We start from the raw sequence: 16,276 nt of genomic DNA, 5'->3' as shown, positions 1-16,276 counted from the left end.
CAGCCGTGTCAGGCGTGCAGGGCGGCGATGGACTCGGCCAGGGCGCGGGGGACGTCCTGGACCAGGGCGTGCACTCCGTCGCGTACGACATGACGGCCGCCCACGATCGTGTGGCGCACGTCCGCCGCGGAGGCGGCGAATACGGCGGTCTCCGCGCCGAGTCGGGGCACCGGGCCTGCTGTCCTGACGGAGTCCAGCGCGATCGTCGTGAAGTCGGCGAGCGCTCCGGGCTCGATGGCGCCCGCGTCGTCCCAGCCGAGGGCCGCGTGGCCGTCGGTGGTCGCGGCCCGCAGGAGGGCTGCCGCCGTCCAGTGACCGCGGGTGCGCGAGCGGAGGCGCTCGTTGAGCTCCATCGCGCGCGCCTCTTCGAGGATGTCGATGACGGCGTGGCTGTCGCTGCCGAGCGACAACGGGGATCCGGCGCGCTGGAGTTGGAGGGCAGGTCCGATGCCGTCGGCGAGGTCGCGCTCGGTGGTGGGGCACATGCAGGTGCCGGTGGAGGACGTCCCGAGGAGGGAGATGTCCTCGGCGGTGAGGTGCGTGTTGTGGACGCCGGTCGTGCGCGGGCCGAGCACCCCGTGGTCGGCGAGGAGCCGGGTGGGGGTGCGGCCGTGGGCGGCCAGGCAGGCCTCGTTCTCGGCGGTCTGCTCCGAAAGGTGCACATGGAGCGGGGCCCGCCGCTCCTCGGCCCACTGCGCCACGGTCTCCAACTGGTCCGCGGGCACGGCCCGTACGGAGTGGATGGCCGCACCGATCCGCGCGTGATCCCGGTCCTTGAGAACTGAAGAGCGAGTGGCCCACGCCTCCGCGGTCCCGTCGGAGAACCGCTGCTGGTGACGGTCGGGGGCAGCCCCGAAGCCGGAGGAGAGGTAGACGGTATCGAGGAGGGTGATCCGGATCCCCGCCTCCGCTGCCGCCGCGATGAGCGCCTCGCCCATGGCGTTCGGGTCGTCGTAGGGCGTGCCGCCGGGCGCGTGGTGGAGGTAGTGGAACTCGCCCACGGCGGTGATGCCGGCGAGCGCCATCTCCGCGTACACGGCGCGCGCGAGGGTGAAGTACGAATCCGGGGTGAGGCGGGAGGCCACCCCGTACATCACCTCGCGCCAGGTCCAGAAGGTGCCCGACCCCACCTGGACGGTGGAGCGCAGGGCGCGGTGGAACGCATGGCTGTGGGCGTTGGCGAGCCCGGGGACGGTCAGCCCGCGCAGGACGGTCGCGCCCGGGGGCGGGGTGGCGACCTCCGTGCGCAGCGTGGTGATCCGGCCCTCGTCCGACACGTCCAGGGCGACGCCCGGCTCGACATGAGTGCCGAGCCAGGCGTGCTCCAGCCAGTACGTCACCTGCACGCCAGTCCCTCCAGAACATCGGCCAGTGCGCTGACCCCGGCGACGCAGTCGTCCTCGCCGGCGTTCTCCGCCGGGGAGTGCGAGACGCCCGTGGGGTTGCGTACGAACAGCATGGCGGTCGGGACGGACGCGGAGAGGATTCCGGCGTCGTGTCCCGCTCCCGTACCGAGGACGGGCACGTCCGCCCCGTCCCGGCCGAGGATCTTGGCGAGCTCGTCGCGCAGGGCGTGCTCGAACTCGACCACGGGAGTGAAGGACTCCCGGGTGACCCGGACGTCCACACCGTCGCGCTCGCCGCGCTCCTTGGCCGCCTGCTCGATCCCGGCGATGACGGTGTCGAGGGTGGACTGGTCGGCGGCGCGGGAGTCGAGCCAGCCGCGGACCAGCGAGGGGATCGCGTTGACGCCGTTGGGCTCGACGGAGATCTTCCCGAAGGTGGCGACCGCACCGGCGAGTTCGGCCTCGCGGCGGGCGGCGAGCACGGTCTCCGCGTAGGTCAGCATCGGGTCGCGCCGGTCCACGAGCCGGGTCGTGCCGGCGTGGTTGGCCTCACCGTGGAAGTCGTACCGCCAGCGGCCGTGCGGCCAGATCGCCGAGGCGATGCCGACCGCGTCGCCGCTCAGGTCGAGGGCGCGGCCCTGCTCCACATGGAGCTCGACGAACGCTCCGATGCGGGCGAGGCGCTCCGGGTCGGCCCCGATGGTCTCGGGGTCGTACCCGGCCTTCTCCATGGCCTGCGGGAGCGAGATGCCGTCCCCGTCGCGCAGCTGGTGCGCCTTGTCCACGGTCAGCTGGCCGGCGGCCAGCCGTGAGCCCACACAGGCGAGCCCGAAGCGGGCGCCCTCCTCGTCGCCGAAGTTGCTGATGGCCAGCGGTCGGCTGAACTCCACTCCCCTCCGGAGGAGTTCGTCCAGGGCGGCGAAGGAGGACACCACGCCCAGCGGCCCGTCGAACGCGCCGCCGTCCGGTACGGAGTCCAGGTGCGACCCGGTGACCACGGCGTCCCCCGCGAGGGGGTCGCCGAGCCAGGCCCACTGGTTTCCGTTCCGGTCGATCTCGTACGTCAGCCCGCGCGCGGCGGCCTGCGCCTTGAACCACTCCCGGCAGTCGGCGTCGGCGGCGGTCCAGGCGTACCGCCGATACCCGCCGGAGCCGGAGTCGCGCCCGATGGGCAGGAGTTCCCGCCACATCTCCTGGAAGGAGGGCTGCTCCAGCGTCACGCGTCGTCACCCTCGCGCATCGGGACGCGTACGCCCTTCTCGTCCGCGACGCGCTCGGCGATGTCGTAGCCGGCGTCGACGTGGCGGATGACGCCCATCCCGGGGTCGTTGGTGAGCACACGGCGGATCTTCTCGCCCGCGAGCTTCGTGCCGTCGGCGACGGACACCTGACCGGCGTGGATGGAGCGGCCCATGCCGACGCCGCCGCCGTGGTGGATGGAGACCCAGGAGGCGCCCGAGGCGACGTTGACCATGGCGTTGAGCAGCGGCCAGTCGGCGATCGCGTCGGAGCCGTCGAGCATGGCCTCGGTCTCGCGGTACGGGGAGGCGACGGAGCCGCAGTCGAGGTGGTCGCGCCCGATGGCGAGCGGCGCCGCGAGGGTGCCGTCGGCCACCATGTTGTTGAAGAGCTCACCGGCCTTGTCGCGCTCGCCCTGGCCGAGCCAGCAGATGCGTGCGGGCAGACCCTGGAAGTGGACGCGCTCGCCGGCCATCTTGATCCAGCGGTGCAGCGACTCGTTCTCCGGGAAGAGCTTCAGCAGCTCGCGGTCCGTCTTGTGGATGTCCGAGGCCTCGCCGGACAGGGCGGCCCAGCGGAACGGGCCCTTGCCCTCGCAGAAGAGGGGGCGGATGTAGGCGGGCACGAAGCCGGGGAAGTCGAACGCGCGGGAGTATCCGGCCAGTTGGGCCTCGCCGCGGATCGAGTTGCCGTAGTCGAAGACCTCGGAGCCTGCGTCCATGAAGCCGACCATGGCCTCGACGTGCCGGGCCATGGACTCGCGCGCGCGGACGGTGAAGCCCGCCGGGTCCTTGGCGGCCGCGTCGGCCATGTCGTCGAAGTCGATGCCGACGGGCAGGTAGGCGAGCGGGTCGTGGGCCGAGGTCTGGTCGGTCACGATGTCGATCGGGGCGCCCTCGGCAAGCATCTGCGGAAGGAGCTCGGCGGCGTTGCCGAGGAGGCCGATCGAGAGCGGGCGGCGGGCGTCGCGGGCCTCGACGGCGAGCTGCAGCGCGTGCTCCAGGCTGTCGGCCTTCACGTCCAGGTAGCGGTGCTCGATGCGGCGCTCGATGGCGCGCGGGTCGACGTCGATGCAGATCGCGACGCCGTCGTTCATCGTCACGGCGAGCGGCTGGGCGCCGCCCATACCGCCGAGGCCGGCGGTGAGGGTGATGGTCCCGGCGAGGGTGCCGTTGAACTTCTTCTGCGCGACGGCCGCAAAGGTCTCGTACGTGCCCTGGAGGATGCCCTGGGTTCCGATGTAGATCCAGGAGCCGGCCGTCATCTGGCCGTACATGGTGAGTCCGAGGGCCTCGAGCCGCCGGAACTCCTCCCAGTTCGCCCAGTCGCCGACCAGGTTGGAGTTGGCGATGAGGACGCGCGGCGCCCACTCGTGGGTCTGCATCACGCCGACGGGGCGGCCGGACTGGACGAGCATCGTCTCGTCCTGCTTCAGCGTCTTGAGCGTGCGCACCATGGCGTCGAAGGAGCGCCAGTCACGGGCGGCCTTGCCCGTGCCGCCGTAGACGACGAGCTTGTCGGGGTGCTCGGCGACCTCGGGGTCGAGGTTGTTCTGCAGCATGCGGAGGGCGGCTTCCTGCTGCCATCCCAGGGCGCTCAGCTCCGTACCGCGCGGTGCCCGTACCGGCCGGGGTCCTGACATGGTCTGCCTCCTCGTGAATGTTGCATGGACTATTCACATCCTGACCAGCTGAATAGAACTAGTCAATACGTCGAGGGTCCCCACTGTGTCCGACCTGATGGTTGTCTGGACCACATGGCTTCGGACATGGACGCCGCGACACGGCGTGAGCAGGCAATACAGGCTGCGGTGGAAGCGGGGCTCGCGGGCCCCGAGACCCCCATCATCGGTCTGCTGGACATCACCGGCATCCGCAGCAGCGCGGCCGCGCTGCGCAGTGCGTTCGCCGACGTCACCCCGCCGGACACACCCGTCCTGCACGCCTTCGCCGTCAAGGCGTCCCCGCTGGTCCCGGTCCTGCGGCTGCTGCGCGACGAGGGGATCGGCGCGGAGGTGGCCAGCCCCGGCGAGCTGGCCCTGGCCCGCGCGGCGGGCATGCGCCCCGGCGACACGGTCCTCGACTCCCCCGCCAAGACCCCGGCCGAGCTGCGCGAGGCCCTGGCCCTGGGGATCGCGGTGAACGCGGACAACCCGCAGGAGCTGGCGCGCATCGACGCCCTGGTCGCCTCTGCGCCCACCGCGTCACCTCTCGGGCTGCGCGTGAACCCGCAGATCGGCGGCGGCTCGATCGGCGCCCTCTCCACCGCCACCGCGACGTCCAAGTTCGGCATCGCGCTCCGCGACGAGGGCGCGCGCGAGTGGGTCGTCCGCGCGTACCTGGACCGCCCGTGGCTGAACCGGCTGCACACCCACTCGGGCTCCCAGGGCGTTCCCCTCGCACTCATGGCCGAGGGCGTCAGGGCCGCCTACGAACTGGCCGAGGAGATCAACAAGGCTGCGAGGCGGCAGCAGATCGACACCGTCGACATCGGCGGCGGCCTCCCCGTCAACTTCTCCTCCGACGAGGAGACGCCGACGTACGCGGAGTACGCCCGGCTCCTGAAGTCCACCGTCCCCGGTCTGCTCGACGGCCGCTACGGCCTGGTCACCGAATTCGGGCGCTCCCTGCTCGCCAAGCACGGAACGATTCTGGCCAGGGTCGAGTACACGAAAACGTCGGGCGGACGCCCCATCGCGGTCACCCACGCCGGTGTCCAAGTGGCGACCAGGACCGTCTACGCACCCGCTTCCTGGCCTCTGCGGATCGCCGCATATGACACGAAGGGCCGGCCCAAGACGGGCGCCGAAGTCCCCCAGGACGTGGCGGGACCTGCCTGTTTCGCCGGTGATCTCCTGGCCGAGAACAGAGAGTTGCCGCTGCTGGAGCCGGGCGACTACGCGGCGGTGCTCGACACCGGTGCGTACTACTTCGCGCACCACTACGCGTACAACAGCCTGGCCAGGCCAGGTGTCCACGGCTTCACGGCGGACAGTGAGGGCACCGCCTTCGCCACGGTCCGCACCCCGCAGACGCTCCAGGAGATCGTGGCCGAATCCGGTGGGATCCACCGGGACGCGCTCCTCTGAACCCGCCCTGAATCTCCCCCTCCGCAAAGGCTGCACGGACCCTACCCAAGTCCCGCATGTTCCGCTGGAAAATGCCAGAACTCCACCCGGCGAACAGAACTCTGCGTAACTTGACGGTCACAGCCGCACCACCGGGGAGGGGGGTTCAGCGTGGCCGGAATAGACGAGTGCCTGCTCGAAGCAATGCAGGTGCCGGGTGCCCTCGGGGCCTCGGTGGTGGACTGGACGAGCGGGCTCTCGCTGGGCAGCGTCGGTGACGCACCGCACCAGGACCCGGAAGCCACCGCGGCCGAGACCGCGGAGCTGGCCCGGATGGCCGCCGAGCACCCCGCGTTCGTCCCCGACGAACCTGCGGACAGCGCCACGGGCAAGGAACTGCCCGTGGAGGACGTCATCGTCACCACGCGCACCGCCTATCACGTGCTGCGTTTCGTCGAGACGACCTTCGACAGCAGCGTCTTCTTCCACCTCTGGCTCGACCGCGAACTGGGCAATCTCGCGATGGCCCGGCTCCGCCTGCGCGACCTGGCGGATCGGCTGGTCCTGGGATGAGCGTCACCTCGCCCATGCTGGAGCGGCTGGCCGCGGAGCATGCCACCGGCGCACTGCTCCGCGACCGGGGCACCCTGTACCTCGTCGACGGCCAGGTCGTGCACGCCGAGAGCCCCTCGTCACCCGGGCTCGAGGTGCTGCTCACGGCGACCGGCAGACTGCGCCCCGAGGGGTGGCAGGAGGCCGTCGACCGGGCGGGCGCCCGCGGGCGGGTCGGCAGCTTCCTCGTCGACAGCGGTCAACTGGCCGGCGGCGAGCTGGAGATAGTCCATCTGAGCGCCCTCCACGACGCCGCGTTCTTCGCGCTGGCGCCCGGGACCGGACCCACCCGCTTCCGCCACGGCGTCGTGCACTGGATGGGCCCGGTGCACCCCGTCCCCACCGACCGGGTGGAGCGGGAGGCGGTGCGCCGCCGCGAACTGCTCGACCAGATATGGCCGTACGAAGCGGTCGACAGTGCTCCGGTCGTACGGGCACCCCGCACCACCGACTCCCCGGTCACGCCCCGCCAGCGTGCCGTGCTGGCGCTGGCGGACGGGGCCAGGGCCCCGCAGGACATCGCCCGGCTCCTCGGCCGTCCCGCGTTCCACACCCTGATCGACGTCCGCAGGCTGGCGGCCGCAGGCGCCGTCGAGACTCCCCGCGCGCCCGCGCCGCCGCCCACCGTGCCCGCCTGGGTCGCCGACGTCGCGGCCGACCCGGACATCGCCCTGCTCACCCGACTGCGCGACGCATTGGAGGCCACGCTGTGATCCGCGCCCTGCGGCAGCGCGCCGAGAGGAGACAGCTCATGACCGCAGAGGCCGAAGTCCTGGAAGAACTCGGCCGGTTGAGGGCCCGGGTGCCCCTGGTCAGCGGCGCGCTGGCCGCCAGCGCCGACGGTCTGGTGCTGGCCCAGGACACCGCGGCCGCGGAGGCGGAGACCATCGCCGCCCTCACCGCCGCCGCACTCGGAGTGGCCCAGCGGCTCACCGACACCACGGGCCAGGGCGACTTCCGTGAACTTCTCGTACGGGGCGAGCACGGCTATGTCGCGACCTACGCGGCGGGCTCGTCGGCCGTACTCACCATCCTCGCCCAGCCACGGATCAACGTGGGCCGGCTGCATCTCGAAGCCCGGCGGGCGAGTGCTCGTATCGGCGCGCTCGTCGACAGCGCCCTCGAACGGCTGGAGAGCTCGTGACCGACCCACCCACGACCCGGGCCACCAGGGCCCGGACCGTCTCGGCCAACATCCGAAAGAAAGGCAGTGCGAACACCATGGCGAACGCAGAAACCGCGCTCAAGGAAGCGATGACGTCCATCGAGGGCACGATCGGCGTGGCCCTCGTCGACTACACCAGCGGCATGGCCCTCGGCACGCTCGGCGGGGGCAAGGACCTCGACCTGTCCGTCGCCGCCGCCGGCAACACCGATGTGGTGCGCGCCAAGGTGCGGACCATGGAACTCCTGGGCCTCAAGGACGAGATCGAGGACATCCTGATCACCCTGGGCGGCCAGTACCACCTGCTGCGGCTCCTCAAGGGGCGCGGCACCGACGGCCTGTTCCTCTACATCGCGCTCGACAAGAGCCGGTCGAACCTGGCGATGGCCCGCCACCAGCTGAAGAAGATCGAGAAGGAGCTGGAGGTCTGACCGGGCGGCCCTGCGGCGGGCGGCCCCTGCCCGCCGCAGCGGTTCGTGCCCCACAGGCACCTACTCGGCGAAGAGCCCCCGCGCACTCGCCCGTGCGTCGAACTCCTCCAGCCGCGCCTGCGCATCGGGCAGGTCGTCGCACATCGCCTCGATCAGCACCCGCCCCAGGAGCATCGGCGCGCACGCGGTGTCGAAGGCGAGGCCCGTGCCGACAGCGGCCGGGATCAGTACGTCGCTGTGCTTGGCCACCGGTGCGAAGGCCGAGTCCGCGACCGTGACCACCGTCAGGCCCGCCGACTGCGCGTAGGCGAGCGCCTCGATCACCTCGCGCGGGTGGCGCGGCAGCGCGAAGCAGAGCAGCGCGGTCGCCCCGGCGCGTACGGAGGCGTCGATCCGGTCGGCGAGCATCGTGCCGCCCTCGTCGAGCAGCCGGACGTCCGGGTGGACCTTGGCCGCGAAGTACGCGAAGCCACGGGCCTGCGAGGAGGCGGCGCGCAGCCCGAGTACGGGCAGCGCCGGGGAGGCGGCGAGCAGCCGTCCCGCCCGCTCGACCGCGGACGGGTCGGCGAGCAGCTCGGCGAGATGGCGCAGGTTCTCGATCTCCGCCTGTACGGCCTGCTGGTACTCGTTGTACGTGTCCGCCGCCCCGCTCCCGGCCGCCGGGGCGACCTCGCGCAGGTGCTTGCGCAGCGCCGGATAGCCGTCGAAGCCCAGCGCGACGGCGAAGCGGGTGACGGAGGGCTGGCTCACCCCGGCCAGTTCCGCCAGCTCCACGGAGGAGAGGAAGGGGGCGTCGGCGGCCCGGCGCACCATGCAGTGCGCGATACGGCGTTGCGTCGGCGTGAGCCGGTGCCCTTCGAAGAGCTGCTGCAGCCGTGCGGCGGGGCTGTCACTCATCTGATGTCCCCTGGTCCCTCAGAGTTCGTTGAACTGGTCGAGCAGTGCGGCCGCGGCCGCCACGTCGTCGGTCAGCGGCCGGTCCGCGGTGTCGTCGCCGAGCACCGACGCCGCCAGGTCGAAGGCCTTCCCGACCGGCAGCTCCGGATCGATCCGCAGATCGCGCTGGCGCAGCGCCCGTACGACGGCGACCAGTTCGCAGCCGACGACGTACCGGTAGGCACGGACCGCCCGCAGTGACTGGCGCGCCGCCAGCGAGGCGAAGCTGGCCTGCTCCTCGACTCCGCGCGACAGCACAGCATGCCCCAGGGAGGCGGGTGCGGAGAAGGCCCGGAGATCACCGAGGGCCGCTCCGGCCGCGTACTCCAGGATCATGACGCCCGACGAGGCGGCCTCGTTGTCGGCGAGGAAGGGCTTGAGGCGGGTGAAGGCGGGCTCGTTCAGGGCGGAGAGCCGGGAGGTCGAGAGCCGGGCGACCTGGGTGATCGCAAGCCTGAAGTGGTCGAGCGCCAGGGCGAGTTGGGCCATGTAGAAGCCGCCGTGGTGGTACGCGGCCATGTCATCGGCGCGGATCAGCGGGTTCTCGGCGGCCGCGTTGATCTCGACGGCGAGGGTCCGCTCCAGGAGGTCGGCGGCGTCGTGCGCGGGTCCGTGGATCTGGGGGACGCAGCGCAGTCCGTACGGATCCTGGATGCGGCCCAGCGGAGGGGTGGGCCGCTCGGGGGCGCCGAGGAGGTAGCGGCTGCGGGCGGCGACGGCCTGGGAGCCGGGGTGCGGGCGGGCGGCGTGGACCGGCTCCGCGTACGCCTCGAAGGAGCCGTCCATCGCGAGCAGCGAGAGCGCTGCGACCACCTGGGTGGCGCTCACCAGGCGGCGCAGTTCGTCCAGGGCGAGGGCGGCCTGGCCGAGGGTGAGGGCGTTGCTGCTGATCAGGGCGAGGGCGTCGTTGTTGTCCAGGGGCTGCGCCTCGGGGGCCTCGCCCGCGCCCAGCCAGGGGTGCTCGCCCGCGAGCGCGAGGCCGACCTGGGCGAGGGCGGCGATGTCTCCGGTGCCGACGGACCCGAATTCGTTGACGACGGGGTACGCCCCGGCTTCGAGGGCCTCGCAGAGTGCGGTGACGACGGTCGGGCGCAGGCCCGCCCCGCCGGCCAGGAGCTGGTTGGCGCGGACCGCGAGCATCGCCCGTACCTCGCGCTCGGGCAGCGGGTCGCCGATCGCTCCGGCGTGCGAGCGCAGCAGCCGCAGCCCGTGGTCGGCGGCCGCCTCGGAGGGCACGGCCTCATTCCGGTTGGCGCCCACGCCGGTGGACCGCCCGTAGACGCGTCCCGACGCGGCGAGCTCGCGGGCGGCGTCCCACGACAATTCGACACGCTTCATCGCCTCGGTTCCGGGTACGGGCCTGGCCGTACCGCGCGCGAGGCGGACCACATCGGACACCGGGAGGGACTCACCGTCCAGGACGACGATGCCGGTCGGAGAGTCCACCATGCGGGACGACATCATGCGCGAACGCCTCCATTCAGGACAGAACGTCTTACCCGTCGGACACATGTAACCAGTGATTTACCGCGGGCCATTGACAACTTATTCAGACAACAAGAACTCTGCATGACCATATGCAGCCGGGCAAGGGATGACCGATGATCAAATTCGACGAAGTCCACAAGCGTTTCCCGAACGGCACCACCGCGGTGCACGACCTCTCGCTGGAGATGCCGGAGGGACAGATCACGGTCCTCGTCGGGTCCTCCGGTTGTGGCAAGACGACCACCCTCCGCATGATCAACCGGATGGTCGACCCGACCTCGGGAACGATCCGCCTCGCGGGCAAGGACATCCTGGAGTCGGACGCCGCGGACCTGAGACGCGGCATCGGCTACGTCATCCAGCAGTCCGGCCTCTTCCCGCACCGCACGGTCCTCGACAACATCGCCACCGTCCCGCTGCTCCTCGGCTGGGGCCGCAAGAAGGCCCGTACCCGCGCCGCCGAACTCCTGGAGACCGTCGGTCTCGCCGCCGACGCCGGCAAGCGCTACCCGCACCAGCTCTCCGGCGGCCAGCAGCAGCGCGTCGGGGTCGCCCGCGCGCTGGCGGCCGATCCACCCGTCCTGCTCATGGACGAACCCTTCGGCGCCGTGGACCCCGTCGTCCGCACCCAGCTCCAGGACGAGCTGCTCAGGCTCCAGAAGGATCTGGCCAAGACCATCGTCTTCGTCACCCATGACATCGACGAGGCCGTACGCCTCGGAGACCGAATAGCCGTCTTCCGCACTGGCGGCCACCTGGTCCAGTGCGCGGAACCCGCCGAGCTCCTCGCCCGCCCCGCCGACGACTTCGTGGCGGACTTCCTGGGTGCGGAACGCGGCCTGAAGCTCCTGTCGCTGAGCACCCTCGCCGGTCTGCCGCAGGCCCCGGCCCCCGAAGGCGGCCGCTGGACGCTCGCCCTCGACGGCGCCCGCAAGCCGCTGGGCTGGCGCGACCAGGACGCGGGCGATGACGCCCCGCTGCTCCCTGTCCGCGCCCTGCGCGACAGCGACTCCCTGCTCTCCGCCCTGAACGAGTCGATCGCCTCCCCCGCCGGACTCGTCGCCCGCGTCGACGCCGACGGCACACTGACCGGCGTCACCGCCCGCGCCGAGATCCACGACCACGCGGGCGAGGCCCACATCAGCGCGGGTGCGGCCGCCTGATGACCATCGTGTGGGGCTGGTTCCCCGACCACATCGACGAGATGACCCGGCTCACCACCGACCATCTCTCCACCGCGCTCTCCGCCGTCTTCTTCGGACTGCTGATCGCACTCCCCCTCGCGGTGATCGCCCACCGCGTCCGCCCCTTGCGCGGCTTCGTGCTCGGGCTCTCCAACATCCTCTACACGATCCCCTCCATCGCGCTGTTCGTGCTGCTGCTCCCGGTCACCGGGCTGACGCGCACCACCGCGGTCGTCGGCATCACCGCGTACACCCTGGTCGTCCTGGTGCGTAACACCGTCGAAGGCCTGGACGCCGTCCCCGCCAGAGCCCGCGAGGCCTCCACCGCCATGGGCGCGAAGCCCCTGCGCACCCTGCTCACCGTCGAGCTCCCCCTCGCGCTCCCCGTCATCATGGCGGGCGTACGGGTCGCCACCGTCATGTCCATCTCCCTGGTCAGCGTGGCCAGTTACATCGGCCAGGGCGGCCTCGGTCAGCTCTTCACCGACGGCTTCCAGCGCAACTTCCCGACCCCCGTGATCGCGGGCGTCGCCCTGACCCTGCTGCTCGCCCTGGTCGCCGACGCGGCCCTGGTCACCGTCCAGTGGCTGGCCACCCCGTGGACCCACAAGCGAGGTGCCTGACCCGCCATGCTCGAACTCCTCAAGAACCTCGGCTCCTGGCTGACCAGCGGCTCCCAGTGGTCCGGCAACGCGGGCATCGCGCACCGCCTCGCCGAGCACCTCGAGTACTCGCTGCTCGCCACCCTCGTCGCCGCCGCGATCGCGCTCCCCATCGGGATGCTGATCGGCCACACGGGCCGCGGCGCGTTCGTCGCCGTCAACCTCGCCTCCTTCGGCCGCGCGCTGCCCACTGTCGGCCTGGTCACCCTGGTCTTCCTCGCGGGCGGTCTCTCCATGTGGCCGGTGTACATCTCGCTGGTGGCGCTCGCCGTCCCCGTGATCATCACCAACACGTACGCGGGCATGGCCGCCGTCGACCCGGACGTCAAGGACGCCGCCAAGGGCGTGGGCCTGCGCGGCCACCAGGTCCTGTGGCAGGTCGAACTCCCCCTCGCCCTCCCCCTGATCATGACCGGCATCCGCCTCGCGACCGTGCAGGTCATCGCCACCGCCACGATCGCCGCGTACGTCAGCTTCGGCGGTCTGGGCCGCTACGTCTTCGACGGACTGGCCCAGCGCGACCTGGTGCAGGTCCTGGGCGGGGCCGCGCTCGTCGCCGTACTCGCCGTCCTCGCCGACCTGGCCCTGGGCGGGCTGCAGCGGCTGCTGCTCCGCGGCCGCCCCGCCAACGCCCGCTGACCCCAAGGGACTTGACGACCATGAAGAAGAAGATCCCCATGACGAAGAAGCTCCCCATGAACCGCCGTACCGCCCTCACCGCGCTGCTCGCCGGAGCCTCCGCACCCCTGCTCGCCGCCTGCTCCTCCGGCATCACCTCGCTGGACGGCGACGGCTCGGGCGGCGACACCGGGTCCAGCGCGGGCGGCCTGATCATCGGCACCGCCAACTACACCGAGAACCAGATACTCGGCTACCTCTACGCGGGTGTCCTCAAGGCCGCAGGCATCAAGACCACCGTCAAGCCCAACCTCGGCTCCCGCGAGATCATCGTCCCCGCGCTCAAGGGCGGCGACATCGACCTGCTCCCCGAGTACCAGGGCAGCCTGCTCCTCTACCTGAACCCGAAGGCCACCGAGACGGAGGCGGGCGCCCTGCAGAACGCCCTCGCGGCGGTGCTCCCCGCCTCCCTCGAAGTCCTCCCGTACGCGACGGCCGCGGACAGCGACAGCTTCGCCGTCACCCGGGAGACCGCCGACAAGTACGGCCTCAAGACCCTCGCCGACCTCACCAAGGCCAACGGCAAGCTGGTGTTCGGGGCGGCCGCGGAGATGCAGAAGCGGGTCGTCGGGGTCGTCGGCCTGAAGGACGTGTACGGCGTGGAGTTCAAGGAGTTCAAGGCGCTGGACTCCTCCGGGCCGCTGGTGAAGGGCGCCCTGAAGAAGGGTGACGTGGACGTCGCGAACGTCTTCACGACGGATGTGGACGTCGCCGCCAACAAGTGGGTCGTGCTCCAGGACCCCAAGAATCTGGTCCCCGCCCAGCACATCGTCCCGCTGATCGCCGCCCGCAAGGCGGACGGCAAGGTGCGCAAGGCCCTGGCCCGGCTCGGCAACGTACTGACGACGGCCGAACTGACCCAGCTCAACCGCCTGGTCGACCAGGACAAGAAGGACCCGGACCGCGTGGCCGACGCCTGGCTGAAGAAGAACGGCCTGGCCTAACGGGAACCGGCCCGGCTGGCCGACCCCCGCTCGATGAGCTCGGGTGCGCACAGGATCCGCTTGCGCCGCACCCGGCGCCCCTCGATCGCGGCGACGGCCAGCCGGGCCGCCTCCTTGGCGATCTCCGCAAGGCCCCAGTCGAGTGTGGTCAGCGGCGGGGTCAGCACCCGGGAGACCGGGTGGTCGTCGAAGCCGACGACCGACAGATCGCGCCCTACGGTCACACCGGCCTCGGCGGCGGCCGCGTACACGCCGTACGCGATCGAGTCCGAGAAGCAGAACACGGCGGTCACCGGCCCTCGCAGCACCCCGCGCGCAACCTCCGTGGCGACGCCCAACTCCAGCCCGCACGGCACCACTTCGACCGCGAGCCCGATGCGGTCGGCGGCCTCCCGCACATACACATCCGCGGGCCGGTCGGGCGTTGCACGCCCCGTCGGCGTCAGTACGGTCACGCGCCGGTGCCCGAGCCCGGCCAGATATCCCAGTACGGCGTCGATCCCGGCCCGGTTGTCGAAGAGCACCTCCCCGGCGCTGCGGGCGTGCTCCAGCGAGTCCCCGATCGACACCACGGGCACCTGCTCGGCGATCTTCACCCACCCCTGTGCGGAGGGGTCGACGGGCGACACGAGCATCCCGTCCACGCGCTGGTCCCGCAGCTGCTTGGCCAGCACCAGCTCGCGCTCCGGGTCGCCGCCGGCGTCGAGGATCAGCGCGTACCGGTCGCCCGCGAGGAGCTCGCGCCCTATCGCGGCCATCAGCTGCTGCTGCCAGAGGTCCTGCAGGTCCCCCGCGATGACGCCGACCATGCTGGTGCGCCCGCTGGCCAGGGCGCGGGCGATGGGGTCGGCCTCGTAGCCGAGTTCGGCTGCGGCCTTGCGCACCCGCTCCTCGGTCTCCTTGGAGACATGCTTGCCGCGCAGCGCGTACGAGACGGCTGCGGTGGAGAGGCCGGTGGCCTCGGCCACCTCTCGGAGGGTGGTGCGCTTCGTGGGCCTGGCCATGCGGCGAAGCCTACCGGCCCCCCTTGACACCCACCTTTGTTAACCGCTTCACTTAACCGCATCAGTGAAGCGTTTAACAAAAGGATGTCTCCTTGCCCACCGACGTCCACCAACACCTCTGGCCGAAGGCCTTCATCGACCTCCTGCGCACCCGCACCACCGCACCCCGCCTCGACGGCTGGACGCTCCACCTCCCCGGTGAGCCGCCGTACGAGGTGAACCCGGCCGACCACGACATCGCGGCCCGCACCCGACTCGCCCGCGCCGAGGACGGCCTGGACCTGGCGCTCGTCTCGCTCTCCAGCCCGCTCGGCATCGAGTACCTCCCGCCCGCCGAGGCGCAGCCCCTGATCGACGCCTTCCACGACGGCGCCCTCGCCCTCCCCGCCCCCTTCGGCGTCTGGGCGTCGGCGCCCCTGCTCGCCCCGGACCCCGAAGCCCTCGCCCGCACCCTCGACCGGGGCTGCGCGGGCCTCCAACTCCCCGCCACAGCACTCCTGGACGAGGCCGGCTGGACCCACTGCGCCCCACTCCTCCAAGCGCTCGCCGCAGCGGACAAGCCCCTCTTCATCCACCCGGGAGCCGCCCCGCCCGCACCCCCCGGCACCCCGCCGTGGTGGCCCGCCCTGGTCCCGTACGTCCACCAGATGCACGCCTCCTGGTACGCCTTCCGCGCCTTCGGCCGCCCCCGCCACCCACACCTCCGCGTCTGCTTCGCGGCGCTCGCGGGCCTGGCCCCGCTCCACACCGAGCGCCTGGCGGCCCGGGGCGGCGGCCGCGGCGAGATCGACTTCAACGCCTTCTACGAGACGTCCTCGTACGGCACCCGGGCGGTGGACGCCCTGGCCCGCACGACCGGCATCGACGTACTGGTCTCTGGCAGCGACCGCCCCTATGCCGCACCCACCACCCCCGACCTGGGCGCGGAAGCCGCCACGCACGCGCTGCGCACCACCAACCCGTCCCGCCTCCTGAAGGGAGCCACCTCATGACGTCGTACACGTCCGCCCTCCCCGCCCGCACCCTCGACAAGCTCGAACTCCACACCCTGGTGGACGAGTTGGCGGCAACCCCCGAACTCTGGCGCCCGCACGTCGCCTTCTCCGACACCGAGCGCCACTACGCCTCGCTCCACCGCGACGAGTACGTGGACATCTGGCTGCTCTGCTGGACCCGCCAGAACGACACCGGCTGGCACGACCACGACATCTCCTCGGGCGCGGTCCGCGTGGTCCAGGGCGTACTCACCGAATCGAACCCCCGCATCGGCGGCCGCCACCTCGCGACAGCGGTCTCCGCGGGCGAGTCCTTCCACTTCGGCCCGGACCACATCCACCGCCTCACGGGCGCGACGGACGACGCGGTGTCGATCCACGCGTACTCCCCGCCGCTCTGGCGCCTGGGCCAGTACGACATCACCTCCGACGGCCTGATGCGCCGCATCTCGGTCAGTTACGCGGACGAACTGCGCCCTCTGGACATTCCGGCGGCCTGAACCGACCCGAAGTAACAGGCATTTC

Annotated in this window: 17 protein-coding genes; 11 read left to right on the top strand and 6 right to left on the bottom strand. The window is 71.6% G+C overall.

What is annotated here, in order from left to right; translation table 11 throughout:
- Positions 1–8: 8 nt before the first annotated feature.
- From OG707_RS24460 to hutU, 3 genes are read right to left on the bottom strand one after another with little or no spacing between them, the layout of a single operon-like run.
- Positions 9–1,346, bottom strand: a complete 1,338-nt coding sequence (locus tag OG707_RS24460) for a formimidoylglutamate deiminase (RefSeq protein WP_329121765.1) — start codon at positions 1,344–1,346, stop codon at positions 9–11.
- Positions 1,337–2,536, bottom strand: coding sequence for an allantoate amidohydrolase (locus OG707_RS24455; protein WP_329127951.1), 1,200 nt, complete (start codon positions 2,534–2,536; stop codon positions 1,337–1,339). The genes OG707_RS24460 and OG707_RS24455 overlap by 10 nt, the downstream gene beginning before the upstream one ends.
- Positions 2,537–2,562: 26 nt before the next feature.
- Entirely contained in the window at positions 2,563–4,227 is a 1,665-nt protein-coding gene (gene hutU / locus OG707_RS24450; RefSeq protein ID WP_329121763.1) for a urocanate hydratase, read from the bottom strand.
- Positions 4,228–4,341: 114 nt separating this feature from the next.
- On the opposite strand from hutU, the gene OG707_RS24445 reads away from it, so the two are divergent.
- The 5 genes from OG707_RS24445 to OG707_RS24425 all read left to right on the top strand — a co-directional run bounded on the left by OG707_RS24445 (position 4,342) and on the right by OG707_RS24425 (position 7,860).
- Positions 4,342–5,673, top strand: coding sequence for a diaminopimelate decarboxylase (locus OG707_RS24445; protein WP_329121761.1), 1,332 nt, complete (start codon positions 4,342–4,344; stop codon positions 5,671–5,673).
- Between the two features lie 150 nt (positions 5,674–5,823).
- The gene (locus OG707_RS24440) at positions 5,824–6,225 is read left to right on the top strand and encodes a hypothetical protein (RefSeq protein WP_329121759.1); all 402 of its coding nucleotides are present in this window, start codon (positions 5,824–5,826) and stop codon (positions 6,223–6,225) included.
- Positions 6,222–6,977 carry a transcriptional regulator gene (locus OG707_RS24435; protein ID WP_329121757.1) on the top strand — a complete coding sequence of 252 codons (756 nt, stop codon included), beginning with the start codon at positions 6,222–6,224 and terminating at the stop codon, positions 6,975–6,977. Before OG707_RS24440 ends, OG707_RS24435 begins: the two co-directional genes overlap by 4 nt.
- Before the next feature lie 38 nt (positions 6,978–7,015).
- A complete protein-coding gene (locus OG707_RS24430; protein WP_329121755.1) occupies positions 7,016–7,408 on the top strand; it encodes a roadblock/LC7 domain-containing protein in 393 nt (130 codons plus the stop codon).
- A 77-nt stretch (positions 7,409–7,485) separates the two neighbouring features.
- Positions 7,486–7,860 carry a hypothetical protein gene (locus tag OG707_RS24425; protein ID WP_329121753.1) on the top strand — a complete coding sequence of 125 codons (375 nt, stop codon included), beginning with the start codon at positions 7,486–7,488 and terminating at the stop codon, positions 7,858–7,860.
- 60 nt (positions 7,861–7,920) lie between these two features.
- Here the strand turns inward: OG707_RS24425 and OG707_RS24420 are convergent, their stop codons facing one another.
- Complete coding sequence (locus OG707_RS24420; RefSeq protein ID WP_329121751.1) at positions 7,921–8,757, bottom strand: MurR/RpiR family transcriptional regulator; 837 nt, start codon at positions 8,755–8,757, stop codon at positions 7,921–7,923.
- 18 nt (positions 8,758–8,775) lie between these two features.
- Positions 8,776–10,257: an aromatic amino acid ammonia-lyase gene (locus OG707_RS24415; protein ID WP_329127948.1), complete on the bottom strand. Its 1,482-nt coding sequence runs from the start codon at positions 10,255–10,257 to the stop codon at positions 8,776–8,778.
- A 140-nt stretch (positions 10,258–10,397) separates the two neighbouring features.
- On the opposite strand from OG707_RS24415, the gene OG707_RS24410 reads away from it, so the two are divergent.
- Genes OG707_RS24410 through OG707_RS24395 form a run of 4 tightly spaced genes read left to right on the top strand, consistent with a single transcriptional unit; the run spans position 10,398 to position 13,752 of the window.
- Complete coding sequence (locus tag OG707_RS24410) at positions 10,398–11,447, top strand: ABC transporter ATP-binding protein (protein WP_329121749.1); 1,050 nt, start codon at positions 10,398–10,400, stop codon at positions 11,445–11,447.
- The gene (locus tag OG707_RS24405; protein ID WP_329121746.1) at positions 11,447–12,091 is read left to right on the top strand and encodes an ABC transporter permease; all 645 of its coding nucleotides are present in this window, start codon (positions 11,447–11,449) and stop codon (positions 12,089–12,091) included. Before OG707_RS24410 ends, OG707_RS24405 begins: the two co-directional genes overlap by 1 nt.
- Before the next feature lie 6 nt (positions 12,092–12,097).
- Positions 12,098–12,769: an ABC transporter permease gene (locus OG707_RS24400; protein ID WP_329121744.1), complete on the top strand. Its 672-nt coding sequence runs from the start codon at positions 12,098–12,100 to the stop codon at positions 12,767–12,769.
- 56 nt (positions 12,770–12,825) lie between these two features.
- On the top strand, positions 12,826–13,752 hold the full coding sequence (locus tag OG707_RS24395) for an ABC transporter substrate-binding protein (protein WP_329127946.1): 927 nt from the start codon (positions 12,826–12,828) through the stop codon (positions 13,750–13,752).
- Here the strand turns inward: OG707_RS24395 and OG707_RS24390 are convergent.
- The gene (locus OG707_RS24390) at positions 13,749–14,756 is read right to left on the bottom strand and encodes a LacI family DNA-binding transcriptional regulator (protein ID WP_329121742.1); all 1,008 of its coding nucleotides are present in this window, start codon (positions 14,754–14,756) and stop codon (positions 13,749–13,751) included. The genes OG707_RS24395 and OG707_RS24390 overlap by 4 nt on opposite strands.
- A gap of 92 nt (positions 14,757–14,848) precedes the next feature.
- Between OG707_RS24390 and OG707_RS24385 the strand changes: the two genes are divergently transcribed.
- Positions 14,849–15,748 carry an amidohydrolase gene (locus tag OG707_RS24385; protein ID WP_329121740.1) on the top strand — a complete coding sequence of 300 codons (900 nt, stop codon included), beginning with the start codon at positions 14,849–14,851 and terminating at the stop codon, positions 15,746–15,748.
- On the top strand, positions 15,745–16,251 hold the full coding sequence (locus tag OG707_RS24380) for a cysteine dioxygenase (protein WP_329121738.1): 507 nt from the start codon (positions 15,745–15,747) through the stop codon (positions 16,249–16,251). Before OG707_RS24385 ends, OG707_RS24380 begins: the two co-directional genes overlap by 4 nt.
- The last annotated feature ends 25 nt before the right edge of the window (positions 16,252–16,276 follow it).

Source organism: Streptomyces sp. NBC_01465, from assembly GCF_036227325.1.
Taxonomy (GTDB): Bacteria; Actinomycetota; Actinomycetes; order Streptomycetales; family Streptomycetaceae; genus Streptomyces.
This window is presented reverse-complemented; position numbering and strand designations above follow the sequence as displayed.

Bases quoted from the DNA above. Each gene is read 5' to 3' on its own strand.
- OG707_RS24455 (WP_329127951.1), bottom strand. From the start codon at position 2,536: ATGTGGCGGGAACTCCTGCCCATCGGGCGCGACTCCGGCTCCGGCGGG.
- hutU (WP_329121763.1), bottom strand. From the start codon at position 4,227: ATGTCAGGACCCCGGCCGGTACGGGCACCGCGCGGTACGGAGCTGAGC.
- OG707_RS24445 (WP_329121761.1), top strand. From the start codon at position 4,342: ATGGCTTCGGACATGGACGCCGCGACACGGCGTGAGCAGGCAATACAG.
- OG707_RS24435 (WP_329121757.1), top strand. From the start codon at position 6,222: ATGAGCGTCACCTCGCCCATGCTGGAGCGGCTGGCCGCGGAGCATGCC.
- OG707_RS24430 (WP_329121755.1), top strand. From the start codon at position 7,016: ATGACCGCAGAGGCCGAAGTCCTGGAAGAACTCGGCCGGTTGAGGGCC.
- OG707_RS24425 (WP_329121753.1), top strand. From the start codon at position 7,486: ATGGCGAACGCAGAAACCGCGCTCAAGGAAGCGATGACGTCCATCGAG.
- OG707_RS24420 (WP_329121751.1), bottom strand. From the start codon at position 8,757: ATGAGTGACAGCCCCGCCGCACGGCTGCAGCAGCTCTTCGAAGGGCAC.
- OG707_RS24415 (WP_329127948.1), bottom strand. From the start codon at position 10,257: ATGTCGTCCCGCATGGTGGACTCTCCGACCGGCATCGTCGTCCTGGAC.
- OG707_RS24410 (WP_329121749.1), top strand. From the start codon at position 10,398: ATGATCAAATTCGACGAAGTCCACAAGCGTTTCCCGAACGGCACCACC.
- OG707_RS24405 (WP_329121746.1), top strand. From the start codon at position 11,447: ATGACCATCGTGTGGGGCTGGTTCCCCGACCACATCGACGAGATGACC.
- OG707_RS24400 (WP_329121744.1), top strand. From the start codon at position 12,098: ATGCTCGAACTCCTCAAGAACCTCGGCTCCTGGCTGACCAGCGGCTCC.
- OG707_RS24395 (WP_329127946.1), top strand. From the start codon at position 12,826: ATGAACCGCCGTACCGCCCTCACCGCGCTGCTCGCCGGAGCCTCCGCA.
- OG707_RS24390 (WP_329121742.1), bottom strand. From the start codon at position 14,756: ATGGCCAGGCCCACGAAGCGCACCACCCTCCGAGAGGTGGCCGAGGCC.
- OG707_RS24380 (WP_329121738.1), top strand. From the start codon at position 15,745: ATGACGTCGTACACGTCCGCCCTCCCCGCCCGCACCCTCGACAAGCTC.